Origin of the sequence: Marinobacter alexandrii, assembly GCF_005871205.1 — a bacterium.
Lineage (GTDB): Bacteria > Pseudomonadota > Gammaproteobacteria > Pseudomonadales > Oleiphilaceae > Marinobacter > Marinobacter alexandrii.
The window spans coordinates 1-23,351 of record NZ_SWKM01000012.1; the positions used below are offsets into that span (position 1 = coordinate 1).

General features: G+C 58.3%; 17 protein-coding genes and 1 riboswitch. Of the genes, 7 read left to right on the forward strand and 10 right to left on the reverse strand.

The window, feature by feature from the left end:
* Window positions 1–400: 400 nt before the first annotated feature.
* Together FCS96_RS07075 and FCS96_RS07080 are read right to left on the reverse strand one after the other, a co-directional pair.
* The gene (locus FCS96_RS07075; RefSeq protein WP_138439670.1) at window positions 401–1,468 is read right to left on the reverse strand and encodes a ribonucleotide-diphosphate reductase subunit beta; all 1,068 of its coding nucleotides are present in this window, start codon (window positions 1,466–1,468) and stop codon (window positions 401–403) included.
* 30 nt (window positions 1,469–1,498) lie between these two features.
* On the reverse strand, window positions 1,499–4,282 hold the full coding sequence (locus FCS96_RS07080; RefSeq protein ID WP_138439671.1) for a ribonucleoside-diphosphate reductase subunit alpha: 2,784 nt from the start codon (window positions 4,280–4,282) through the stop codon (window positions 1,499–1,501).
* Between the two features lie 730 nt (window positions 4,283–5,012).
* Here FCS96_RS07080 and FCS96_RS07085 point away from each other — a divergent pair.
* A complete protein-coding gene (locus tag FCS96_RS07085) occupies window positions 5,013–5,744 on the forward strand; it encodes a DUF3047 domain-containing protein (RefSeq protein WP_138439672.1) in 732 nt (243 codons plus the stop codon).
* Between the two features lie 12 nt (window positions 5,745–5,756).
* Here the strand turns inward: FCS96_RS07085 and FCS96_RS07090 are convergent, their stop codons facing one another.
* From FCS96_RS07090 to FCS96_RS07100, 3 genes are all read right to left on the reverse strand, one after another.
* Complete coding sequence (locus tag FCS96_RS07090; RefSeq protein WP_138439673.1) at window positions 5,757–6,587, reverse strand: substrate-binding periplasmic protein; 831 nt, start codon at window positions 6,585–6,587, stop codon at window positions 5,757–5,759.
* Window positions 6,588–6,674: 87 nt separating this feature from the next.
* A complete protein-coding gene (gene nhaB, locus FCS96_RS07095; RefSeq protein WP_138439674.1) occupies window positions 6,675–8,180 on the reverse strand; it encodes a sodium/proton antiporter NhaB in 1,506 nt (501 codons plus the stop codon).
* 198 nt (window positions 8,181–8,378) lie between these two features.
* Window positions 8,379–9,155, reverse strand: coding sequence for an enoyl-CoA hydratase (locus FCS96_RS07100; RefSeq protein WP_138439675.1), 777 nt, complete (start codon window positions 9,153–9,155; stop codon window positions 8,379–8,381).
* Window positions 9,156–9,350: 195 nt separating this feature from the next.
* Between FCS96_RS07100 and FCS96_RS07105 the strand changes: the two genes are divergently transcribed.
* The 5 genes from FCS96_RS07105 to FCS96_RS07125 are packed head-to-tail and all read left to right on the forward strand — an operon-like array spanning window position 9,351 to window position 14,295.
* A complete protein-coding gene (locus FCS96_RS07105; RefSeq protein WP_138439676.1) occupies window positions 9,351–11,015 on the forward strand; it encodes an AMP-binding protein in 1,665 nt (554 codons plus the stop codon).
* A 33-nt stretch (window positions 11,016–11,048) separates the two neighbouring features.
* The gene (locus FCS96_RS07110; RefSeq protein ID WP_138439677.1) at window positions 11,049–11,816 is read left to right on the forward strand and encodes an SDR family NAD(P)-dependent oxidoreductase; all 768 of its coding nucleotides are present in this window, start codon (window positions 11,049–11,051) and stop codon (window positions 11,814–11,816) included.
* A 33-nt stretch (window positions 11,817–11,849) separates the two neighbouring features.
* Complete coding sequence (locus FCS96_RS07115; RefSeq protein ID WP_138439678.1) at window positions 11,850–12,632, forward strand: enoyl-CoA hydratase-related protein; 783 nt, start codon at window positions 11,850–11,852, stop codon at window positions 12,630–12,632.
* A 24-nt stretch (window positions 12,633–12,656) separates the two neighbouring features.
* Window positions 12,657–13,796: a cyclohexanecarboxyl-CoA dehydrogenase gene (gene aliB / locus FCS96_RS07120; RefSeq protein WP_138439679.1), complete on the forward strand. Its 1,140-nt coding sequence runs from the start codon at window positions 12,657–12,659 to the stop codon at window positions 13,794–13,796.
* Window positions 13,797–13,830: 34 nt separating this feature from the next.
* Window positions 13,831–14,295, forward strand: a complete 465-nt coding sequence (locus tag FCS96_RS07125) for a MarR family winged helix-turn-helix transcriptional regulator (protein WP_041342013.1) — start codon at window positions 13,831–13,833, stop codon at window positions 14,293–14,295.
* 34 nt (window positions 14,296–14,329) lie between these two features.
* On the opposite strand, the gene FCS96_RS07130 is transcribed toward FCS96_RS07125, so the two are convergent.
* Window positions 14,330–15,448, reverse strand: a complete 1,119-nt coding sequence (locus FCS96_RS07130) for an S-(hydroxymethyl)glutathione dehydrogenase/class III alcohol dehydrogenase (protein ID WP_228264074.1) — start codon at window positions 15,446–15,448, stop codon at window positions 14,330–14,332.
* Window positions 15,449–15,624: 176 nt separating this feature from the next.
* Here FCS96_RS07130 and FCS96_RS07135 point away from each other — a divergent pair, with 176 nt between their 5' ends.
* Window positions 15,625–16,497 (forward strand): LysR substrate-binding domain-containing protein, encoded by an 873-nt coding sequence (locus FCS96_RS07135; RefSeq protein WP_138439681.1) that lies wholly within the window; start codon window positions 15,625–15,627, stop codon window positions 16,495–16,497.
* Window positions 16,498–16,511: 14 nt separating this feature from the next.
* Here FCS96_RS07135 and FCS96_RS07140 read toward each other — a convergent pair whose 3' ends face one another.
* The 4 genes from FCS96_RS07140 to FCS96_RS07155 all read right to left on the reverse strand — a co-directional run bounded on the left by FCS96_RS07140 (window position 16,512) and on the right by FCS96_RS07155 (window position 23,085).
* Window positions 16,512–17,756, reverse strand: coding sequence for a D-amino acid dehydrogenase (locus FCS96_RS07140; RefSeq protein ID WP_138439682.1), 1,245 nt, complete (start codon window positions 17,754–17,756; stop codon window positions 16,512–16,514).
* 191 nt (window positions 17,757–17,947) lie between these two features.
* Window positions 17,948–18,046, reverse strand: a riboswitch (glycine riboswitch).
* 116 nt (window positions 18,047–18,162) lie between these two features.
* Window positions 18,163–18,636 carry a hypothetical protein gene (locus tag FCS96_RS07145; RefSeq protein ID WP_138439683.1) on the reverse strand — a complete coding sequence of 158 codons (474 nt, stop codon included), beginning with the start codon at window positions 18,634–18,636 and terminating at the stop codon, window positions 18,163–18,165.
* Between the two features lie 148 nt (window positions 18,637–18,784).
* The gene (locus FCS96_RS07150) at window positions 18,785–22,015 is read right to left on the reverse strand and encodes an efflux RND transporter permease subunit (protein ID WP_138439684.1); all 3,231 of its coding nucleotides are present in this window, start codon (window positions 22,013–22,015) and stop codon (window positions 18,785–18,787) included.
* A complete protein-coding gene (locus tag FCS96_RS07155; protein ID WP_138439685.1) occupies window positions 22,012–23,085 on the reverse strand; it encodes an efflux RND transporter periplasmic adaptor subunit in 1,074 nt (357 codons plus the stop codon). Before FCS96_RS07155 ends, FCS96_RS07150 begins: the two co-directional genes overlap by 4 nt.
* Window positions 23,086–23,351 lie beyond the last annotated feature (266 nt).

The window sequence follows — 23,351 nt, forward strand, 5'->3', positions numbered from 1 at the left end:
CTGCAAAAAACAAAAAGGCTCCAACCGGAAAATCGAAATCTCCGGTCCAAGGCCGAGCCGATGCCAAACTCGGCGCAAGGAATCCTAGCAACATGACAACGTGATTAGCTTTCATATAGGCCATAACAGCTAATTCAACGACAAATGACGTATATCCCTACCGCGCCTATTTCCGAGCAGGAACTCGTCAATTCCCTGTTTAATTATCGAAAAATCATTGAATTGCAGCATAGCCCACAGAACAGGGAAGGGGAAATAAGCGTCATTTGTCGCCTATCTCCAAGATGGAGTTGACGTATATTTCGCAGGAACCGATCACTTACTGCTTATATTTCAATAAGCTATGAAATTAGGCCCGGAGTTTTGCGTCATTTGTCGCTGAACTCCGGGCTCAAGGGTGTTACCACTCCAACTGCGCCCCAGTCTGATACTCAATCACCCGGGTCTCGAAGAAGTTCTTCTCCTTGCGCATGGTGGCCTGCTCATCCAGCCAGGGCGACACGTTCTTGGCGCCCGGGAAGGGTTCGTCCAGGCCTACGGTGCGGGCGCGGCGGTTGGCCACGAAGCGGAACTGCTCGCTGTGGTACTCCGCGGAGTAGCCGAGGATGGGGTCGCGCAGGATGTACTTGGCGTAGGCACTTTCCGCCGCTTCCGATTCGTCCCACATGTCGCGCACGGCTTTCGGGTCGAAGGTTATGTTTTCCTCCTCCACGATCTGGTTCACCACCTTCAGGCCGAACGAGAAGTGCATGGCTTCGTCCCGCAGTATGTACTGCAGCTGTTCGCCGGTGCCGCGCATCAGGCCGCGGCGCTGCAGGGCGAAGATGGGGCTGAAGCCGTTATAGAACCAGGTGCCCTCGAACACCGCCGCGAAGAACAGGTAGGACATGATGAATTCCTGCAGGTCGTCGCGGTTGCGCAGGTTCATGCCCGGGCGCATGGCGGCGTCCAGCCGGCGGTTGGCGATCTGGATCTTGCCGTTGATCGCCGGCACTACCCGGTAGCGGTTGTAGATCTCGCTCTGGTCCAGGTTCAGGGTTTCGATGCAGTGCTGGTAGGCCCAGGTGTGCATGGCTTCCTCGTACACCTGCCGGGCCTGGTAGATCTGCAGCTCCGGCGCACTCATCTTCTCCATCACCGCCAGGCCGATATTGCGCATGGCCAGGATGTCGGAGGTGGTGAGGTAGGCCAGCACGTTTTCGTACACGTGCTTTTCCGGGGTCGTCAGCCGGTGGTGATAGTCGTGAACGTCCTGGGCCATGTTCACGTCCAGCGGGGTCCAATGGTTCTTGTTGGCGTTCATGAAGTACTCCCAGGCCCAGGGATACTTGAACGGCGCCAGTTGGTTGATGTCGGTGTCGCCGTTGACTACGCGCTTGTCGTCCACGTTAACCGGAGTCGGGCCGGTGGTGTTGTCACCGGCACTGGCGTTGGTCTGGGTTTTGGGTTCGTCGTCCCAGTCGAGCATGGTGATGCCTCCTGAAGAATAAGTAAGTGGTTACTGACAGGCTTCGCAGTCTGGGTCGTCGATGCTGCATACCTGAGGCTGCGGCGCCATCTCTGGCGCCGGCGCGGCGGCCGATGCGGTCTTTTCCGCCCCGGTAGCGCCGAGTGAGCGCAGGTAATAGGTGGTCTTCAGGCCCCGTTCCCAGGCCAGCTGATACAGAGCATCCAGCTTCTTGCCGCTGGGCTCGGCCATGTACAGGTTCAGGCTCTGGGCCTGGTCCAGCCACTTCTGCCGGCGCGCGGCGGCTTCCACCAGCCAGCGGGCGTCAATCTCGAAGGCGGTGGCGTAGCGGGCCTTGAGTTCGGTGGGAATGCGGTCGATCTGCTGCACCGAGCCGTCGAAGTATTTCAGGTCGTTGACCATCACGTTGTCCCACAGGCCCTCGGCCTTCAGGTCCCGCACCAGTGAGGGATTCACCACCGTGAACTCGCCGGACAGGTTCGATTTCACGAACAGGTTCTGGTACGCCGGCTCGATGGACTGGGACACGCCCACGATGTTGGAGATGGTGGCCGTGGGCGCGATCGCCATCACGTTGCTGTTGCGCATGCCGTGCTGGGCAATCAACTCGCGGATTGGGGACCAGTCCAGGCGGACTTCGGTGTTCACGGAGAAGTCCCCTTCCCGGCGCGCCTGTTCCAACAAGTTAATGGAATCGATGGGCAGGATGCCTTGCTGCCACAGGGAGCCGTCGTAGCTGTCGTAGGCACCGCGTTCACCAGCCAGGGTGGCGGAAGCGCGAATGGCGAAGTAACTGAGCTGTTCCATGGCCAGGTCCGCGAACTCCACCGCCTCGGCGCTGGCGTAGGGCAAGCCGAGTTGGTACAGGGCATCCTGGAAGCCCATCAGGCCCAAGCCGACTGGGCGATGCTGCAGGTTGGAGTTACGGGCCTGGGGCACGGCATAGAAGTTGATGTCGATAACGTTGTCGAGCATGCGCACGGCGGTGTTAACGGTGCGTTCCAGGCGCTGCACGTCCAGCTCACCATCGGCAATGTGGGCGGCCAGGTTCACCGAGCCCAGGTTGCACACGGCAATCTCGTCGGCGTTGGTGTTCAGGGTGATTTCCGTGCACAGGTTCGAGCTGTGCACTACGCCGCGATGTTGCTGGGGCGAGCGCAGGTTGCACGGGTCCTTGAAGGTGATCCAGGGGTGGCCGGTCTCGAACAGCACGGTCAGCATCTTGCGCCACAGCTGCTTGGCGGGAATCTTCTTGAACAAGGCAATCTTGCCCTGCTCCGCCAGCGCCTCGTAGTGCTCGTAGCGGGTGCGGAATTCGTTGCCGTACAGATCGTGCAGGTCCGGCGCATCGCTGGGCGAGAACAGGGTCCAGTCCCGGTCTTCGCGCATACGCTCGATCAGCAGATCCGGCACCCAGTTGGCGGTGTTCATGTCGTGGGTGCGGCGGCGCTCGTCGCCGGTGTTCTTGCGCAGTTCCAGGAACTCTTCGATGTCCAGGTGCCAGCTTTCCAGATAGGCACACACCGCGCCCTTGCGCTTGCCGCCCTGGTTTACCGCCACCGCGGTGTCGTTCACCACTTTTAGGAACGGCACCACGCCTTGACTCTGGCCGTTGGTGCCTTTGATGTGCGCTCCCAGCGAACGGACCGGGGTCCAGTCGTTACCCAGGCCGCCGGCCCATTTCGAGAGCATGGCGTTGTCGCGGATGGCACCGTAAATGTCTTCCAGATCATCGCCGACGGTGGTCAGGTAGCAGGACGACAGCTGGGAATGGCGGGTACCGCTGTTGAACAGGGTTGGCGTGGAGGCCATGTAGTCGAAGCTGGACAGCAGCTCATAGAATTCGATGGCGCGGGCGTTGGGGTCGTCCTCGCGCAGGGCCAGGCCCATGGCCACGCGCATGAAGAATACCTGGGGCAGTTCCAGGCGGGCTTTGTTCCAGTGCAGGAAGTAGCGGTCGTACAGGGTCTGCAGGCCGAGGAAGCCGAACTGGCGGTCGCGCTCCGGCTTCAGGGCCGCGCCCAGGCGTTCCAGATCAAACGCGGCCAGGGCTTCGTCCAGCAGTTCGTAACGAATACCGGCGTGGATGAAGGCACTCAGAGCCTGTGGATAAATCTCCGCCAGCGGCACTTCTGTGGATAAATCCAGCGCCGAAACGGTTTCCAGGCGCAGTTGTTCGAGCAGCAGGCGAGCGGTGACGGCGCTGTAGTCCGGCTCCCGTTCAATGCGGCTACGGGCGGTCATCACCAGGGCCGAGAGCACGTCTTCCTGGGCGATGCCGTCGTACAGGTTGGTCAGGGCATCTTCCACCAGGGTGTCGCCATCGATGCCTTCCAGGCCGGCGGCGGCCTGCTCCACCTGCAGTTTCATCAGGCCCAGGTCCAGCGGTGCAGTCTCGCCACTGATTTTCTTCACGGTCAGGTGGGGATGGGCTTCCACCGGCGCATGAAGGGCGCGTTCGCGGGCGTGTTCTTCCCGGTACAGGACATAGGCCCGGGCCACCCGCTGCTCTTCGGCGCGCATCAGCGCAAGTTCCACCTGGTCCTGGATATCTTCGATGTGCACCTTGCCACCGGCTTTCAGGCGCCGACCAATGGCGTGAATGACCTGTTCGGTGACCCGGTGCACGGCGTCGTTAATACGCGCAGAGCCAGCGGCTTGGTCGCCTTCCACGGCGAGGAAGGCCTTGGTCACTGCGACACTGATCTTGGACGGATTGAATCCAACGAGGGTGCCGTTGCGTTTAATAACCTGAAGGGATTCGGTGTTGGCCGGGGCCGAGGACTGGGGGTCGGCTAGAGCAGAGGCGGACATGCTGTGTTCTCCTGAATACGCGTTGAATTCCATAACCTTCGCGTACGCAGGACGGAGCGGGGGCGCCAGAACCTGGCGGAATTTCCCTATCCGTTTGCTGCTCACCTTAATCTGGCCGAATGCAGGCGCCTGAGTCGCGAAGGTGCAGTCGCGCTGTTATCCGATGTGATGGATAACAGCACCTCCCTGGCAGGTCTTCGGACTCAGGAGCAGGAATCGTTCGATTCGGCCTCGCGTGGCGACTTCCCGGTTTGGAGCCCCTGGTTACCTCCTGAATCGCCTCTGGCTTTCAGAGCGCTTCACAATCAAGGCGCGACTTTGCAGGAAGGCCGGGGCCTTTCAAAAAGTCGCAACGCCGATTATGAAGCGCTCTGAAAACCCCGAAGGGCGTGCTCTGAAAGCTGCATCTGCTGTGTTGCGACTCTTGCCAAGGGCTTAGGCCATTGGCGGCGAGCCGCGCCTTGCATCTGCAGCTTTCAGCGCACGCAGAGGTGATTCAGGAGGTAACCAGGGGCTCCTTGCCAGTGTCTTAATGCCACGCTCGTTCTCCATTACCGCTGCGCGTCAGTTCCGGATTTTCACCGGATTCCCGATACCACGATGCTCAAAAAATCAACATATGGTATTTGACCAAGGATTCGAACACTATATACAGAGAATTTCAGAGGAACAAGGCACTTCCGTGGATTTTTCCGGTCAGTACTACTTCCCAAACTTTGCGAGGTACCTCATGCAGCACGTTCCCCGAATTACCCTGCCATTGATATTGATGGCTCTGGCCCTGGCCCTGACATCAGGCAAGCTTTATGCCGCCGAACCGCTACTGCAGCCGTTCTCCCAGATATCAGCGCTGACCGAGGGTTGGGAACCCCTGGAATTCCCGAAAATTGATCAGCATTCCCAGTATGAATTGGTGACCGACAACGGCACCCAGGTGGTGAAGGCCCAGACCAATGGCGGTGCTTCGGGCCTGATTGCCCGATTGGAATTGAAACCAACCGAGTCACTGATACTGCGCTGGCGCTGGAAGGTGTCGAACGTGTTTGAGAAGGGTAATGCCCGGGAGAAGTCCGGGGACGACTACCCGGCACGGATCTACGTGGCGTTCAAGTTCCAGCCCGATAAGGCCGGGTTCTTCGAGCGGGCCAAGCGCAAGGCGGTTGAAGTGGTGTTTGGTGAGACTCTGCCCGGCAATGCCTTGAATTACATCTGGGCCAACCAGGTGCCCGAGGGTGACATTGTGCCCAACCCCTATACCGACAGCACCATGATGGTGGCGGTTAATTCCGGCAACGCGCAGGCGGGCGAATGGGTCACGGTGGAGCGGGATATTGTCGCGGATTACCGCCAGGCCTTTGGTGAGGCGCCCCCGCCGCTGGTGGGAATTGCCATCATGTCGGATTCCGACAACACCGGCGAATCCGCCACCGCCTGGTACGGCGATATCAGCCTGTCGCGCTGAACCGATCAAGCGTTAGCGGTAAGGCTCGGGGAACCCGGGGATGAGAAAGCCGTGAGACTGGTCGCGCAGCGGCGGCACCTCGCCGGCCTCGACTAGCCGAAGGTAGGCATCGTCAAATTCTTCTCTCAGAATTGCCGCCCGTGGATGAGTCAGGGAGAACAGCCAGGCGGCGTTGCGGGTGCGTACTTCCGATTGGAGTATATGGTCGTCTGACGGTTTGATAAGGGTCTGCTCGACCGGCTGACGGTAGTCGAGCAGATAATCGCCGCGATTTCGCTTGAGCATATTGATGGCCGCACGGTGATTGGGGGCCTCGGTAATGCGGATGTCCTCGGCGCGGTTCAGCCAGTTAATCAGGCCACCATAGGTGTAACCGGCAATCACGATAACGGTTTTACCACTGAGCTGGTCGAAATGCTCAAGTGGACGGCCCTTGTCCTTGCAATACCAGACACTCAGTTGAATCGGCATGGGGCTGACCCAGCTTTCCAGCACATCACCGTGCAGACTCGGGATATTGGTCAGTCCGGGCCAGACATCAATCCGGCCACTTTTCAGGTACAGATAAACCCGACTGATCGGGAGATGAATGAAATCGGGGACGTAACCTGCCTCTCGAACCACCTTACGGGTAATGTTGATCAACTCGCCGTCGGCCTCGCCGGCCTCGTTGTGAAAGGTAATCGGCGGGAACTCCACATAGGCAATACGCAATGTCTTGGCGGCAGTTTCTTCGCTCAGGGCAAAGGCTGGCGCCAGCAAGGCAAAAAACAATAGCCAGACACCTTGGACCACGGTGCGAGACCAGTCAGTGCGGGGTTGCGGGTTCCTGCGATGGTTCATCGAGTTTTTTATGACCAGTTTTTGCTAGAGCTTAACAGACCCGCAGCAAACTGCACTGACTGGTTTGGAAATTTCTCGAACCGTTCGTCAAATGTGGTTAATTACCATATACAGGCCAACCCCACCCATAACCAGAGTATAGGGGAAGGCCATAATCACCATGCGCCCGTAGGACAGCCGAACCAACGGCGCTATGGCCGAGGTGAGCAGGAACAGGAACGCGGCCTGGCCGTTGGGAGTGGCCACGCTGGGCAGGTTGGTACCGGTGTTAATGGCGACAGCAAGGGCCTGGAAGTGGGGGTAACTGATGCTACCGGCGTCCAGCGCCTGCTTGACCTCACTGATGTACACCGTCGCCACGAATACGTTGTCACTGATCATCGACAGCACGCCGTTGGCAATAAAGAACATGCCTGGCTGCTGGCCTTCCGGCAGCGACAACACGTAATCGATAATGGGCTTGAACAGATGCTGTTCGTGTATCACCGCTACCACCGCGAAAAACACCACCAGCAATGAGGTGAATGGCAGCGATTCCTGGAACGCCTTGCCAATCTGGTGCTCATCGGTGATACCGGTGAATGAGGTGATCAGGATAATCACCAGCAGACCGATCAAGCCCACTTCCGCCAAATGGAACGCCAGGCCAATCACCAGAATGGCGGCGGCCATGGCCTGGATCCAGAGCGCAGCCTGGTCGGCCTTGGTGCGTTTGGAACGTTCGTTATCGGCAAATTCTTCCAGCACCCGGCGGACCGGCTTGGGCAGGCGCCCGCCGTAACCGAACCAACGCAACTTCTCCAGTGCCCAGCAGGTAAACAGGCCGGCAAACAGTACCGGTATGCTGACCGGCGCCATGGTCAGGAAGAACTCGGCGAAATCCCAACCCACTACCTTGGCAATCAACAGGTTTTGCGGCTCACCCACCATGGTGGCAACCCCACCAAGAGCAGTACCGATGGCACCGTGCATCAGCAGGCTGCGCAGGAAGGCGCGGAAATTCTCCAGATCTTCCCGGTGCAGCTCCACCACCTCGTCATCACTGCCCGCGTTGTGATCGCTGTGATGGTAGCCCTTGCCCGAAGCAACCTTGTGATACACCGAGTAGAAACCGACCGCGACACTGATAATTACCGCCGTTACCGTCAGGGCATCCAGAAACGCTGACAACACGGCGGCGGCGCCACAAAACAGCAGGGACAGTGCGGACTTGGAACGCACGCCTACTAAGATCTGGGTGAAGGTAACCAGCAACAGCTCCTTCATGAAGTAGATCCCGGCCACCATGAACATCAGCAGCAGGATCACCGGGAAGTTGGTCAGCACCTCCAGGTACACCGCATCCGGCGTGGTCAGGCCAATCAACAGGGCTTCCACCGCCAGCAGCCCGCCGGGCAGCAGCGGGTAGCACTTCAGGGCCATGGCCAGGGTAAAGATGAATTCGGCAATCAACAGCCAGCCCGCCGTTCCGGGCCCCAACAGGTACATGACAATGGGATTAACAAACAGGAACAGCAGGATAACCTGCTTGTACCAGACCGGAGCCTTACCAAGAAAGTTGTGGGTAAAGCCGGAAATAACGGTAGTGGGCATGGCGAAAGTCTTCTGAAAGCACGGGTTATTGAAATTTTTCGTAGTTATTCAGGCTGATCGCAATCGATACTGGTCGTTGCGTCAGCCAGACTACAATTTTTTCGTATTATTACTAAAATTGTAGAGATAAAGCGCCGGTATTTTACCCGATTTCTCGGGCAATGCGGCCTTTTCGTGAAAAAATATTACAAAATCATCTTATTTATGCGTCCAGTCGGGGCTTCGCTTCTCCAGGAAGGCCGCCATCCCTTCCCGACGATCTTCGGTGTCCAAACTCGCCCAAAACAGACGGCGCTCGTAATCCACGCCCGTCCCCAGCGAGGTCTCAAATGCCTGGTTGACGGCTTCCTTGTTAAGCATGGTGGCCATCAGGGAGTTTTGGGCGATCTCTCCGGCCATGGCCATGGCGTCATCCACCAATGTCGCCGCCGGAACAATGCGACAGACCAAGCCGCTACGCTCGGCCTCCTCAGCATCCATCATGCGCCCAGTCAGGCACAGATCCATCGCCTTGGCCTTGCCGATGGCCCGGGTCAGGCGCTGGGTTCCTCCGGCCCCGGGCAGGATGCCCAATTTCACTTCCGGCTGACCAAAGCGTGCCGAGTCGGCGGCAATGATCACATCGCACATCATCGCCAGCTCACATCCGCCACCCAGCGCAACACCGGCGACCGCGGCGATGACCGGTTTCCGGCACCGCGTGACCTGCTCCCAGTTCGAGGAAATGAATTGCTCCCGGTAGGCCCGGGAAAAATCCATCGCCTGCATTTCAGAGATGTCTGCGCCGGCGGCAAACGCCTTGTCGTTACCGGTGATGACGATTGCCCTGACCTCGTCGTCCTGTTCCAGATCCTTCAACAGGTCCGAAAGCTCCGACATCAAGGCGCTGTTCAGGGCATTGAGAACGCGTGGACGATTGAGCCGGATCAATGCGACCGGGTCATGGCGCTCTAGCAAGATATTGTTGTAAGTCATAACCGCCTCCAAAGATTTTTCAGGGTATGGGTCCTTTAAACCGCTTAGAAAGATACCTCGAAACGCATGCCCCAACAAAATATAGGGCAACATGTTGACATATTATTTTGAGTAGGCGTATTTTTAAACAACATCAGCGATTGGCGCTGCCGGAATTGCCAACAACAACAAATCCCGACGCTAAAGGTGAATCACATGGAAACTGGCATCACCCCACAATCGGAACGTCGCTCCGCCATGATTCAAAATGGCGCATGGAACGACAAGCTCATTACCGATTACCTGGACGAAGCAGTGGCCCGCACCCCGGACCGCAAAGCCATCGTCGGCTACCAGGTCACCGGTGATACCCGCACCGCGCTTACCTACCAGGAACTCAACGATGCCGTCGCCCGGATGGCCGCGGGCCTGGTCGCAATGGGCATCGATAAGGGCGATGTCGTGGCATGCCAGCTCCCGAACTGGTGGCAGACCACCGCGCTGCACCTGGCCTGCATGCGCATCGGCGCCATTCTCAACCCACTGATGCCAATCTTCCGGGAGCGGGAACTGCGTTTCATGCTCGGCCACGGCGAAGCGAGACTGTTGGTCATTCCCAAGATCTTCCGCAACTTTGATTACGAAGCCATGGTTGATGGCATCCGCTCCGACCTGCCAAAACTGGAAACCCTGCTGGTGATTGGCGGCGAGGGTGACCGCAGCTTTGAACAGCGTCTGCTGGACACGCCATGGGAAGAAAAAACGGACACTGCGGCGCTGTTTGCCGTGCGTAAACCCGGCGCCGATGAGGTGGTCCAGATTCTCTATACCTCCGGCACCACCGGCGAACCCAAGGGCGTTATGCACACCTCCAACACCCTGTTCTCCAACGTGCGTCCCTATGCCGAACGGCTGCACCTGACATCCGACGACAAGATCCTGATGGCCTCACCCCTGGCCCACCAGACCGGCTTTCTTTATGGCGTGATGATGCCGGTTTACCTGGGCACCACAGCCATCCTTCAGGATATCTGGGATGCCGACTATGTCTGCAAGGTGATTGCCGCTGAAAAGCCGGCCTTCACCATGGCATCCACGCCCTTCCTCGCAGACCTGGTGAAAACCGCGCCCAAGCATGAGGGCGAGCTCGACTCATTGCGTATTTTTGTCTCAGCCGGCGCCCCCATTCCAACCGCCGTGGTCGAACAGGCCAGCAACACCCTGCAAGCCAAAATCCTCTCTGCCTGGGGCATGACTGAAAACGGCGCAGTGACCATGACCTGCCCGGAAGACCCGGCCGAACGCGCCAGCCAGTCTGACGGCAAAGTGCTGCCCTGGATGGAAATCAAAGTCACCGACTTCAAGGGCAACGCAGTGCCGGTCGGTGAAGAGGGCAACCTTCTGGTTCGCGGCGCGAGCCTGTTTGTTGGCTACCTCAAGCGCCCGGAACTCTACGGTGTGGATCAGGAGGGTTGGTTCAGCACCGGCGACCTGGCCCGCATGGACAAAGATGGCTACATCCGCATCACCGGTCGCACCAAGGACGTGGTGATCCGTGGCGGTGAAAACATTCCCGTCGTTGAGGTGGAGAACCTGCTCTACAAATACCCGGGGATCGTCGATGTTGCCCTGGTGGGCTGCCCGGATGAGCGATTGGGCGAGCGGGTCTGCGCCTACGTCACCATTGACGAGAAGACCACCGATCTTTCTCTGGACGACGTCAAGAATTACCTCATCGAAGAAAAACTCTCCAAAAGCTACCTACCGGAGTATCTCGAGGTGATTGAGGCCATGCCCCGCACCGCCTCCGGCAAAATCCAGAAATTCAAATTACGTGAACAGGCGAAGGAAGTACGCCTGGACCCAGCCAAACGCAGCTGATTCGTTCATCGAAAACAACAGGAGAAAACCATCATGAGAGGCCTGAACGGAAAAACAGTCATCGTCACCGGTGGCGGTGGTGGCATCGGCCGCGCCGTATGCCAGCGCTTTGCCCAGGAAGGCAGCCTGGTGGCCGTGCTCGACCGTGATGAGAACGCGGCCCAGGCCACGGTAGATATGATCACCGAGACGGGTGGCAAGGCCCGCGCCTACGCCGCCGACATCACCGATTACGCCGCAATTACTGACACCGTAGCCGCCATCGAAAACGATCTGGGCGTACCGACCGTGCTGGTGAACAACGCCGGTTTTGACCGCTTCATGCCGTTCCTGAAAACCGAGCCAAAACTCTGGGAACAACTGATTGCGGTGAACCTCACCGGCGCCCTCAACATGCACCATGTGGTATTGCCGAAAATGGTGGCCGCCGGCGGCGGCAAGGTCATCAACGTCGCTTCCGATGCTGCCCGAGTCGGCTCGTCCGGGGAATCCGTCTATGCCGCGTGCAAGGCTGGCCTGGTGGGCTTCAGCAAGACCGTTGCCCGGGAATTGGCCACCAAGAATGTGTGCCTGAATGTGGTTTGTCCGGGCCCCACCGACACTGCTCTGCTCAAAGGCGTGGCCGACAGTGCCCCCAACCCCGAGAAACTGCTGGAAGCCTTCCGCAACGCCGTGCCCATGAAGCGCCTGGCCCAGCCCGAGGATTACCCCGGGGTGATCGCCCTGCTCGCCAGCGATGACGCCAATTTCATTACCGGCCAGGTCATCAGCGTGTCCGGCGGCCTGACCATGGCCGGCTAAAACCCAGCCTTCCCAAAACACGGAGACCCCATCATGACTTACGAAGACATCCTGTACGACGAAACCGACGGCGTTGCCACCATCACCATCAACCGACCGGAACGCTACAACGCCTTCCGCGGCCAGACCTGCATGGAATTGATCGATGCGTTCAACCGGGCCGGCTGGAACAAGGACATCGGGGTGATTGTCTTTACCGGTGCCGGTGAAAAGGCCTTTTGTACCGGCGGCGACCAGGGCGCCCACGAAGGCCAGTACGACGGCCGTGGCCTGATCGGTCTCCCCGTGGAGGAATTGCAGCGCCTGATCCGGGAGGTACCCAAGCCAGTCATCGCCCGGGTTAACGGCTTTGCCATCGGCGGTGGCCATGTCCTCCATGTGATCTGCGATCTGAGCATTGCCTCGGAAACCGCCATATTCGGCCAGGTTGGCCCGAAAGTCGGCTCCGTCGACCCGGGCTTCGGCACCGCCTATCTGGCCCGGGTGGTCGGTGAAAAGCGGGCTCGTGAAATCTGGTACCTGTGCCGCAAGTATTCGGCTGAGCAGGCCCTGGAGTGGGGTCTGGTGAACGCGGTGGTACCCGCAGATCAGCTGGACGAAGAGGTGGGCAAATGGTGCGACGAGATCCTGGAAAAGAGCCCGACCGCCCTCTCAATCGCCAAACGCTCCTTTAACGCGGACAGCGACAACATTGCCGGCATTGGCGCGCTCGGCATGCAGGCCCTGAGCCTGTACTACAACACCGACGAATCCAAAGAAGGCGTGCAGGCCTTCAAGGAAAAGCGCAAACCGGAATTCCGCAAGTACTACAAATAACCACCCGACCGCCCGGAGAACACCATGAATTTCGGATTTAACGAAGAACAGAACGCAATCCGCGAGGTTGTGGCCCGCTTCAGCGCCGAGGTGCTGGCTCCGGGCTACCGCAAGCGGGACAAGGAAGGGGTGATCGAAAAGGATGTCATCCGCCAGCTCGGCGAGATGGGTCTGCTGGGTGGCGAGCTGCCGGAGGAGTTCGGGGGCAGCGGGATGGACTGTGTCACCAGTGGCCTGATCATAGAAGAGATCGCCAAAGGGGATTTCAACGTCGGCTACATTCCGCTACTGGCTTCCCTCAATGGCCAGATTATCGCCAGTCACGCCGAACCCGACCTGGCGAAGAAGTGGCTGCACGGCATCACTTCTGGCCAAAACGTCGCCTGCATTGCCCTGACAGAACCCCACGGCGGTTCCGACGCCGCCAACCTGCGCCTGAAAGCGGAGAAGAAGGGCGACGTCTATGTGCTCAACGGCGAAAAAACCTCCATCTCCATGGCGGATCAAGCCGATGTGGCCGTAGTGTTTGCCCGCACCGGCACCGTGGAACAAAAAGCCTCCGGGATCAGCGCATTTCTGGTGCCCATGGACACACCGGGCATCACCACCACGCGATTCGAGGACAACGGCCAACGCGCCATAGGCCGCGGCTCCATCTTTTTCGACAACGTGGAGGTACCTGCCAGCCACAGGATGGGTGACGAGGGAAAGGGCTTCAAACAGGTGATGCAGGGCTTCGACTACAGCCGTGCACTGATCGGCCTGCAGTGCCTGGCGGTAGCCCAGCAATCTCTGGACGAAACCTGGCAGTGGCTGACCGAACGCACCGCCTTCGGCCAGAACCTGTCGGCGTTTCAGGGCCTGACCCACCCACTGGCCGAATACCAGACTTACGTTCATGCCGCGCGCCTGCAGTGCTACCATGCGCTCTGGTTGAAGGACAGCCATCTGCCCCACAACGCCGAGGCCGCCATGAATAAGTGGTGGGGGCCAAAGCTGGCGTTCGACGTGGTGAAACAGTGTCTGCTGGCCCATGGTCATACCGGTTGGGGCGAGGATCTGCCCTTTGCCCAGCGTCTGCGGGACGTGCTGGGTCTGCAAATAGGTGACGGCACCGCGCAGATCATGAAAAATATTATTGCCCGCGAATACCTACCCACGTAAGGCATCCCAGCCCCGGGGACACACAGGAGCTCAGATGATCGTCAACGAATCCGGCGGCATTCCGAACCGGCTGTTTTTCCGCCTGTTCCAGACTGGCAACATCCTGCAGCGGCAGGTTCAGAACGAAATGGGGATCAGTGCGGTGCAGTGGGCAGTGCTGGGTGCGTTGTCACGGGAAGGTTTTGAGGATGGCACCTCGTTCAACCAGCTGAAAGAATACCTGTACGTGAGCCGACAGAATCTTGATGGGGTTCTGAAACGAATGGAGCGGGATGGCCATGTGGTTCGGATAACGGACCCGCAGGACCGTCGCGCCCGGCTGGTGAAACTGACTGACAGTGGGCAGAAGTTCTGGAATCAGCTGCAGGACACCATCACCGAGTTCTACCAGCAGGCGCTGCAGGGTCTGAGTTTTGATGACGGGGTCAGCCTGCTGCACCTTCTCAAGAAACTGCAGCACGAACTTGTTCAGGTCTCGCTGACCTCAGAGAACGAATAGGCCGCCTGACCATCAGGACAGGCGGCCACTCTATTCACTGATCGAAGTGGATAACAGTCCGAATGCTTTTACCTTCATGCATCAGCTCAAAGGCGTCGTTGATGCCATCCAGCCCCATGGTGTGGGTAATGAAATCGTTCAGCTTGAATTCACCCTGCAGGTAGCGCTCCACCATCCCCGGTAGCTCAGAGCGGCCTTTGACCCCCCCAAACGCTGAGCCTTTCCAGACCCGGCCGGTAACCAGCTGGAACGGACGGGTTGAGATTTCCTGGCCAGCCCCGGCCACACCGATGACCACCGACTCGCCCCAGCCTTTATGACAGCATTCCAGGGCCGACCGCATAACGTCGACGTTGCCGATGCATTCGAAGGAATAGTCCACGCCGCCGTCGGTCAGCTCGACAATAACTTCCTGGATCAGCTTGTCATGATCCTTTGGGTTGACGCAGTCGGTTGCGCCCAACTGGCGGGCAAGGTCGAACTTGCTCTCGTTGATGTCGATAGCAATGATGCGGCTGGCTTTCGCCATGACAGCACCAATGATGGCAGACAGACCAATGCCACCCAGACCAAAAATGGCGACGGTGGCGCCCTCTTCTACCTTGGCGGTGTTCATCACCGCGCCCATGCCAGTGGTCACGCCGCAGCCCAACAGACAGACTTCCTCCAGCGGCGCGTCCTTGCTGACCTTGGCCAGGGCAATTTCCGGCAACACGGTGTACTCGGAAAAGGTCGAGCAGCCCATGTAATGGAAGATGGGCTCGCCATCCTTATAAAAGCGCGAGGTGCCATCGGGCATCAGCCCCTTGCCCTGGGTGTCGCGGATTTTCTGGCATAGATTAGTCTTGCCCGACAGGCAGAACTTACACTCGCCACATTCCGGGGTGTAGAGCGGAATAACATGGTCACCCACCTGCACACTGGTGACACCCTCGCCTATCGACTCAACGATGCCGCCGCCTTCGTGGCCGAGAATGGCCGGAAAGTTGCCCTCCGGGTCATCACCAGAAAGGGTAAACGCATCGGTATGGCAAACCCCGGTGGCGACAACACGCACTCTGACTTCTCCGGCCTTTGGGGGCATGACATCCACCTCTTCCACGGACAGAGGTTGGCCCGGTCCCCAGGCAATTGCTGCTTTTGATTTGATGATTTCAGCCATAACGCTCTCCGCTGGTAGCTTGTGGACGGCGATTAGCGCCATCTGATTTGTGCAATCATTGTATTTATCCACAATCAATTGATAATGACCCAGTTCATCAAATGACTTTTACTGTGCTGTAACAATCATCAGAACTGGCACACTTGGCATACTTGGAGAGAACGGACATGTATCGCTGGGAAGGCGTAAACGAGTTTGTTGCCGTCGCCGAAACCGAAAGCTTTACCCAGGCTGCCCGGAGACTCGAGGTCTCGACCGCTCAGGTGAGCCGACAGGTCAGTGCACTGGAAACCCGGCTGGCCACCCGGCTCTTCTACCGGACAACCCGGCGGGTATCGGTCACGGAAGCAGGCCGGATTTACTACCAACATTGCCGACAGGTCCTGGATGCCCTGGACGATGCCGAGCGCTCCATCACCAATCTGCAGTTATCCCCAAGAGGCAAGCTCAGGCTGACAGCACCCATTACTTACGGTGAGAAGAGGATCGCGCCTCTGGTGAACGAGTTTGTGGTGCGGTATCCGGAACTGGACATTGAAATGAACCTGACCAACCAGAAACTGGATCTGGTGGGTGAGGGTTATGATCTGGCTGTGCGGCTCGGCAAACTGGAGGACTCCAGCATGATGGCCCGGCGCCTGTCATCCCGGACCCTGTATGTGTGCGCATCGCCCCAGTACCTCTCGGCCCACGGCACACCTTATGAGCTATCGGAACTGGCGCAGCACAACTGTCTGCAGGGCAACCTGGATTACTGGCGCTTCCAGGAACAGGGCCAACCTCGCAATGTCCGAATCAGCGGAAACATCCGGTGCGACAGTGGCAGGGCTTTGCTGGATGCAGCATTGAAGGGGATTGGTATCGTCCAGTTACCGGATTATTACGTTCAAACGGCACTGGATACGGGCCAGTTGCTGCCGCTACTGACCCATTACCGGGAGGACGATGACGGTATCTGGGCGGTTTATCCCCATAACCGCCACCTGTCGCCCAAGGTTCGGATGCTGCTCGACTTCCTTGTCGAGTCACTGGCGCAGTGAGGGACTGAGTGAACTTAGCGGGCCGTACTCACGGTTGCGCCTGAGGACGCCGTATCAACCGCATCCGCCAGCAGCTCGGCGGTGATGGCCGAAAGCGTCCAGCCCAGGTGGCCGTGACCGGTGTTGTAGAACACCGTAGGCAGGCGGCCAGGACCAACTCGCGGCATCATGTTCGGCAACATGGGACGCAGGCCAGCCCAAGGCACCACGCGACGGGTGCTGACTCCGGGAAAGCATTCCTCAACCCAGCGTGTCAGCGGCTTGATGCGGTCGTCACGGATGTTGCGGTTGTAGCCGTTGAACTCGGCGGTACCGGCAACCCGGAAACGGTCATCACCCAGACGACTGGTGACCAGCTTGGTGGCATCATCCAGCAGGCTGACGGTCGGCGCGGCTTGCTGAGAAGCTTCGTCGTCCAGCTCCACGGTGATGGAATAGCCTTTAACCGGATAGATATTAACCCGGTCACCCAGCTTGGCCGCCAGGGCGCGACTGCCAACACCGGCACAGATCACCACGCCGTCGTAGGTTTCACGGGTCTGTTCTTTGCCGTCGAAGGAGGTAACCCAGGCGCTGGAGGCATCCGCGCTCAATTCGGTTACGGTGTGGCCGTAGTTGGTCTTAACGCCACGGCGCTGGATCGCATCGGCCAGGCCGTTGGTGAACTTGTGGATATCTCCGGTGGAATCGCTCTCGGTGTAAAAACCACCGTAGTAAGTGCCCGCAAGCGTGGGCTCAATGGACTTCATTTCCTCGGGAGTGACCGGCCGACGCTCAAGGCCGCCCGCTGCCAGCAGCTTGGAGACGTTCGAGGCGTGATCAAAACCAGCCTTGTCCCGGTAAATGTGCAGGATACCCTGCTTCTTCAGGTCAAAGTCGATGCCTTCGTCCTGCGCCCACTGGAACAGGTGTTCACGGGCGGCAATGGCCAGGCGGGCGGTTTCCGTGGTGTTCTTTTCGTACTGGGGAATTGCCGCGATGAACTCGGCAAACCAGCTTAATTTGTGCCAGGACGGCTTGGGATTGACCAGCAACGGGGCATCGCTGTGCATCATCCACTTCATGCCCTTGATGATGGTCTGCCAGTTGTTCCAGACCTCGGCATTGGAAGCCGACAACTGACCACCGTTGGCGAAGGAGGTTTCCATCGCCGCATAGCGGTGCTTTTCGTAGACGGTGACATCCAGGCCGCGCTTGGCCAGGGTGTAAGCCGTGGTAATGCCGGTGATACCACCGCCGATAACTGCAATTCGCTTCATAGAGCTCTCCAAGAGGCGTCCAGGGTTCCCTTTCCCCATAGCCTGTTAACACATCATTCTGTGTACAGCATGGTAGAAAGCACCCCTTCCGTCACGGTACCTGAGAGATTCACTCGCCAATTCCTTGAAATCAGCGGCTTGCTCCTTCGGTGTGCCAACGGACGCAGTCGTCGGCAGCTCTTCGGAAAGTATTCATGCTAGCGGTCCGTTTGCCTGAGAGTTTCCGGGGCAGTTGCTCCTTCGGCGCCGGCCACACGGGAGTGCGGCGCGGTCTCTCCCGCTAGCATGTCAGATCGGCGATTTGTCTCGATCCGGTTTGCAAAATAGCAAAAATCTGGGTTTTGCAAAACCATTACCTTACTGGGAGGCGAATGATTTGGTTAGCCAACCTTAATTACCGCCTCCTTCAGTGCAGCACTCGCACCCTGCTTACTACCGGCTGCCGGAACGGGAAGTGCGGTGCGGACCAATTCAGGTGATCCGAGAAAAACTCGGCATGGCGAGTGCGATCCGACAACACCAACACACACTCATCCATACCACAGCATTCCGGTGAAATTGCCAGGGAATCATCGGTACGCAGCACTTTCAGTGCCCTGGAAAGCACCTGCTCCTTGCCGGTGATATCACCACAGATAGACAGAGCCTGAGACACCAGAATAGCAGCGAGCGTCAATTCAACGTGCATGCAGCTCTCATCAGTCGCGCCATCAAGGCAGGCGAGATCCATAGCGCTTCCCGACAGGGAGATCACGTCCCGCCAATCGCCCCGCTCAATGCAGGCGTGGGCATTTTCCATCCAAAAGAGCCAGAGATCCTTCCGTTCTTCCAGCGATAGGTTTGCAAACTGCTGACGATGAGTGGGGCATAGAAATTCCATTCCGTTCTCCTTGGCGGTTTCGAAATGATAATAGTTATCATTTGTAAAAACTTCAAGGAAAAGCCTGGAGACCACACACAGCATGTAACGGAGCGAGGAGCGATTGCTCTGAAGGCTTTATGGGAATACAGGTCCAACAATCTCGGGCTCACACCCACTTGCAGCGAGCGAGGGTGTAGTACAGCAGAGGCACCACCAGTACGGTCAGCAATGTCGACATAGCCAGCCCAAAGATCAGCGATATCGCCAGCCCGTTAAAGATCGGATCGTTTAGGATGAAGTAAGCGCCCACCATCGCCGAGATAGCCGTTAAAGCGATCGGCTTGATGCGCACCGCGCCTGCCAGAACAACGGCTTCATCGAGGTCCACACTTTCCTCAATCAGTTGCCGGATAAACACCACCAGCAAAATCGAATTGCGCACGATAATGCCAGCCAGGGCAATCATGCCGATCATGCTGGTGGCCGTGAATTCCCGCCCCAGCAAAGCATGGCCCGGCATTATTCCAATCAGTGTCAGAGGGATTGGCGCCATGATCACCAGAGGCAGGATGTAGGAACGGAACTGGGCCACCAGCAGTACGAAAATCATGAACACACCGACGCTGTAGGCGGCCCCCATGTCCCGGAAGGTTTCGTAGGTAATCTGCCATTCGCCGTCCCATTTCAGGGTGCCTTTTTCCGGCAAGACTGGCTGATCAATGAAATACTGGTCCGGCGCACCTTCCTGCTGGTTCAGGCGTTCCACCATAGTAAACATACCGTACAGCGGTGAATCGATGTCACCAGCCATATCCGCCGTCACGTAGGTCACCGGCAACAGATCCTTGTGGTAGATCGCCCCCATCCAGTTCGCTTCCCGAACTTCGGCAATGCTCGCCAACGAAACCAGGTTACCGCTACGACTTCGCACATTAAGCGATAACAGCACCGATGGCTGGGCCTTGTCGCCTTCACCCAGAATTACCCGAAGAGGAACCGGGTATTTGGCATGATCATCGTGCAGGAAGCTCACACTGGTTCCGCCAAGGGCCGTCTGCAGGGCGCTGACGACCTGGGCCTGGGACACACCAAGTCGCGCCGCCCGATCCCGGTCCACCACCACTTCCCACTCCCGTGTCGGCGCCTCCAGGGTGGTATCGATGTCCACCAGTCCATCCACTGCGGTCATGCCGTCCGCGATCTGCCGGGCCATTGCCGCACGGCGGGTTTCATCCACGGCGTATATCTCAGCCACCACGGGAGACAGCACCGGCGGGCCCGGGGGTACTTCCACAATTTTCACACTGGCATCGTACTTTTCAGCAATTGCCGTAAGGGGAGCCCGCAAAGACTGGGCGATATCGTGGGACTGCCGATCCCTGTTTTCTTCGTGAGTGAGGTTGACCTGAATATCACCATGGTAGGGATCACCTCGCAGGTAGTACTGCCGCACCAGTCCGTTGAAGTTGATTGGCGAGGAGGTTCCGGCGTAGGTCTGCCAGTTGGCCACTTCGTCCACCGTTTCCAGGTAGCCAGCCATTTCCATCAACACCCGCTGGGTCTGTTCCATCGGGGTGGTTTCCGGCATATCCACCACCACCTGCAACTCGGATTTGTTGTCGAAAGGCAGCATTTTCAGAATCACGGCCTGAAACACCGGCAACGAGGTTGCCGCGACAGTCAGGCCAACCACCCCGAGAGTAAGCAGACGACGACGCCAGGGATGATCCCCGAGAAACGGCCCCAACACCATCCGGAAAATTCGCAGGGACAGGGGGCTGACACCGTCAGCAGAGTTGGAAGCGTCATCGGCTTCAACCGCCTTTTCCCCTTTTTTCTGTCTCAGCAATCGGAACGCCAGCCAAGGCGCTACGACAAAGGCGACGATCTGGGACAGTACCATGCCTGCAGAAGCGTTGATCGGAATAGGACTCATATAGGGACCCATCAGACCACTGACAAACGCCATCGGAATCAATGCGGCCATGATGGTGAGGCTGGCCATAATGGTGGGCGTGCCCACCTCGTCCACGGCGACCGGGATAATGTCCCTCACCGCGTGCCTGGAGTTCTGGATCCGGCGATTGATGTTTTCGGTAATCACGATGCCGTCATCCACCAATATGCCGATGGAAAAAATCAGTGCGAACAGGGAGACCCGGTTCAGGGTAAAGCCCCAGGCCCAGGAAAATACCAGGGTCAGCAGTAGCGTGATTAATACCGCAATACCCACGATCAGTGCCTGGCGCCAGCCCATAGCCGCCAGCACCAGGAGAACCACGCAAAGCGTGGCGGAAATCAAATCGGTAATCAGTTTGCGAGCTTTCTGGGAAGCCGTTACGCCGTAATCCCGAGTGACCAGAACTTCAACAGACTCAGGTAACGCCCGATTTCGCAACTGTTCCAGACGCTCTTGAATGGCGGTGGTGATATTGATGGCGTTTTCACTCGGCTTTTTGGCGATAGCCAGAGTGACGGCCGGGTAGATGTCACCGGGCTGGCCAGCCATACCTTCCGTATGTGCCGGACCAAAGCCGGTCATCACACTGTGATCGGCCACAGTACTACCCCGACGGACCTCGGCCACATCTTCCAGATACACTGCGGAGCCATTGTGCATGCCGACCACCAGGCGTCGGACGTCATCGACCGATTCCAGAAGCGTTCCCGCCTGGACCGGAATTGACACATTGTCGCGGGTGATTCGGGTCTCCTGACTGCTGGAGTTTGCGGCTGCCAGCGACTTTTTTATATCGTCGATGGTCAGGTTGAAACCCGCTAGTAATGCAGGATCAAAATGGATATCCACCCGGTCAGGAATACCGCCCGTGGTATAAACGTCCCGGGTGCCGGGAACCCGCTTCAGTGCCACTTCCAGCATATGCGCCAGACGAGTCAGTTCCTCGCCCGTCTGTCCATTTACCGGATCGTAGAGCGTCAAGGTCATCACCGGAACATCATCAATACCCTTAGGCTTGATCACTGGCTGGGTCGCGCCAAGGTTGGCAGGCAACCAGTCCTGATTCGAATACACCTGGTTGTACAGCCGGACCAATGCGTCCTGACGGGGCACGCCTACTTCGAACTGCACCGTAATCACGGCCTGGCCCTGACGAGATACCGAGTAGACGTGCTCCACACCCTGGATTTCGCTCATCACCTGTTCAGCAGGTGTGGCGATGGCACTTTCCACCTCTCGAGTGCTGGCACCCGGAAACGCCACCATGATGTCGGCCATGGTGACATCAATCTGGGGCTCTTCCTCTTTTGGAGTCACCACCACGGCCAGCACGCCAAGAATGATGGCTAGAATGGCAAGCAAGGGCGTGAGGTGATTGTTCTGAAAAACCCGGGCAATGGCCCCGGATGGCCCTACAGGCGGCAATTCCCTACTCACGGGTTTGGTTCCTCGCCCGATTTATTCACCAGATTCAGGCGATCACTGCCAACCAGCTCCGAAGGATTGGTAACCACCCGTTCGCCTTCACTGAGACCGGCGAGGATCTCGAGTCGGCCATTGTCCCTGGTCCCGGTACGTACCTGACGCAGGCGGGGCCGGTCCTGCTCGTCCAGTACAAATACGGCCCTCATTTCGCTGCGCTGAATCAAACCGCTGGTGGGTATCCAAAGAGCCTCCCGACGTGCAACCGGCACACTTACTTTTACGAGCATTCCGGGAAACAAGGTGCCGTTGGGGTCACTCAGGCGCATTCGCAATCGGAAGGTGTGGGTTTGCGGGTTGGCGTAGGGATAGAACGTCATCTCGCCGGTTTCAAGTACCCGGCCATCGGCAAGGGTGACCTTTGCCTGGCGCTCTGAACGCGCCAGTTCGGCATACCTTTGTGGCAGGTCAACCACAACCCGAAGCTGCTCCAGAGATAGTCCGCTAAGAAGAGGCTGGCCGGGACTTACCGACTCCCCTATCTCCACATGGCGCTCAGTGAGGATGCCACCATAGGGCGCTAGCACCCGGGTGTATGACAGCTGCTCCTGTGCCTCGGAAACTGCAGCAGTGGCACGCTCCACCCGGGCGCGGGCAGCGGCGAGATTGTTGCGGGCCTGGTCGAATTCCTGTCGGGAAACCAGCCCTCGCTCATGAACAGATTCAATTCGCTCAAATCGTTGACGTGCATCTGTCAGCGCCGCTTCAGCCTCTTCAAGCCCGGCCTCGGCCTGGCGTAATCGGGAGCGCTGTTCACTGTCCTCCAGTTGAACAATCAACTCACCGGCGGCAACTGAGTCATCGACATCGTAGGGTAGGCTCTGGACGGTACCGCTGGTCTGGGCGGAGACGGTGCTTTGCTGAACGGCTTCGATCACGCCATCCAGAAGGACGATTTCGTGAAATTCGCCACGTTCGACAACCACCGTCGTCACGGCGCCAGCATTGCTCACCTGCTGCCCATGGGCTGCTAGGGCCAACAGCCCCAGAGTTACTATCAGTCCTGCGGCAGCCACTCGCCCCATCAATCACCTCCGGGAAGTCATCTGGTTATTAGGTAATAACTGAATGTTATCAAGAATTGCGCCCAGAAAACATGAATCCACGGTCCCCAATGGAGACCCTGACCCGCGACCAGGAAAATACCCTGCTCCAGCGACAACTGCAGCGCTCGTAAATCCAATATTTCCAGTGGCTTCGGGGAGGGCAAACAGTACCATTCATCGCCCGCCCATATTGCTCAGCCCCGATGATCCGAAGCAGCCCGGCGACCAGAGCAATCAGGCATAAC

What these genes read in the sequence shown, in the direction of transcription:
- FCS96_RS07075 (WP_138439670.1), bottom strand. Translation starts at nt 1,468, where the DNA reads ATGCTCGACTGGGACGACGAACCCAAAACCCAGACCAACGCCAGTGCC.
- FCS96_RS07080 (WP_138439671.1), bottom strand. Translation starts at nt 4,282, where the DNA reads ATGTCCGCCTCTGCTCTAGCCGACCCCCAGTCCTCGGCCCCGGCCAAC.
- FCS96_RS07085 (WP_138439672.1), top strand. Translation starts at nt 5,013, where the DNA reads ATGCAGCACGTTCCCCGAATTACCCTGCCATTGATATTGATGGCTCTG.
- FCS96_RS07090 (WP_138439673.1), bottom strand. Translation starts at nt 6,587, where the DNA reads ATGAACCATCGCAGGAACCCGCAACCCCGCACTGACTGGTCTCGCACC.
- nhaB (WP_138439674.1), bottom strand. Translation starts at nt 8,180, where the DNA reads ATGCCCACTACCGTTATTTCCGGCTTTACCCACAACTTTCTTGGTAAG.
- FCS96_RS07100 (WP_138439675.1), bottom strand. Translation starts at nt 9,155, where the DNA reads ATGACTTACAACAATATCTTGCTAGAGCGCCATGACCCGGTCGCATTG.
- FCS96_RS07105 (WP_138439676.1), top strand. Translation starts at nt 9,351, where the DNA reads ATGGAAACTGGCATCACCCCACAATCGGAACGTCGCTCCGCCATGATT.
- FCS96_RS07110 (WP_138439677.1), top strand. Translation starts at nt 11,049, where the DNA reads ATGAGAGGCCTGAACGGAAAAACAGTCATCGTCACCGGTGGCGGTGGT.
- FCS96_RS07115 (WP_138439678.1), top strand. Translation starts at nt 11,850, where the DNA reads ATGACTTACGAAGACATCCTGTACGACGAAACCGACGGCGTTGCCACC.
- aliB (WP_138439679.1), top strand. Translation starts at nt 12,657, where the DNA reads ATGAATTTCGGATTTAACGAAGAACAGAACGCAATCCGCGAGGTTGTG.
- FCS96_RS07125 (WP_041342013.1), top strand. Translation starts at nt 13,831, where the DNA reads ATGATCGTCAACGAATCCGGCGGCATTCCGAACCGGCTGTTTTTCCGC.
- FCS96_RS07135 (WP_138439681.1), top strand. Translation starts at nt 15,625, where the DNA reads ATGTATCGCTGGGAAGGCGTAAACGAGTTTGTTGCCGTCGCCGAAACC.
- FCS96_RS07140 (WP_138439682.1), bottom strand. Translation starts at nt 17,756, where the DNA reads ATGAAGCGAATTGCAGTTATCGGCGGTGGTATCACCGGCATTACCACG.
- FCS96_RS07145 (WP_138439683.1), bottom strand. Translation starts at nt 18,636, where the DNA reads ATGGAATTTCTATGCCCCACTCATCGTCAGCAGTTTGCAAACCTATCG.
- FCS96_RS07155 (WP_138439685.1), bottom strand. Translation starts at nt 23,085, where the DNA reads ATGGGGCGAGTGGCTGCCGCAGGACTGATAGTAACTCTGGGGCTGTTG.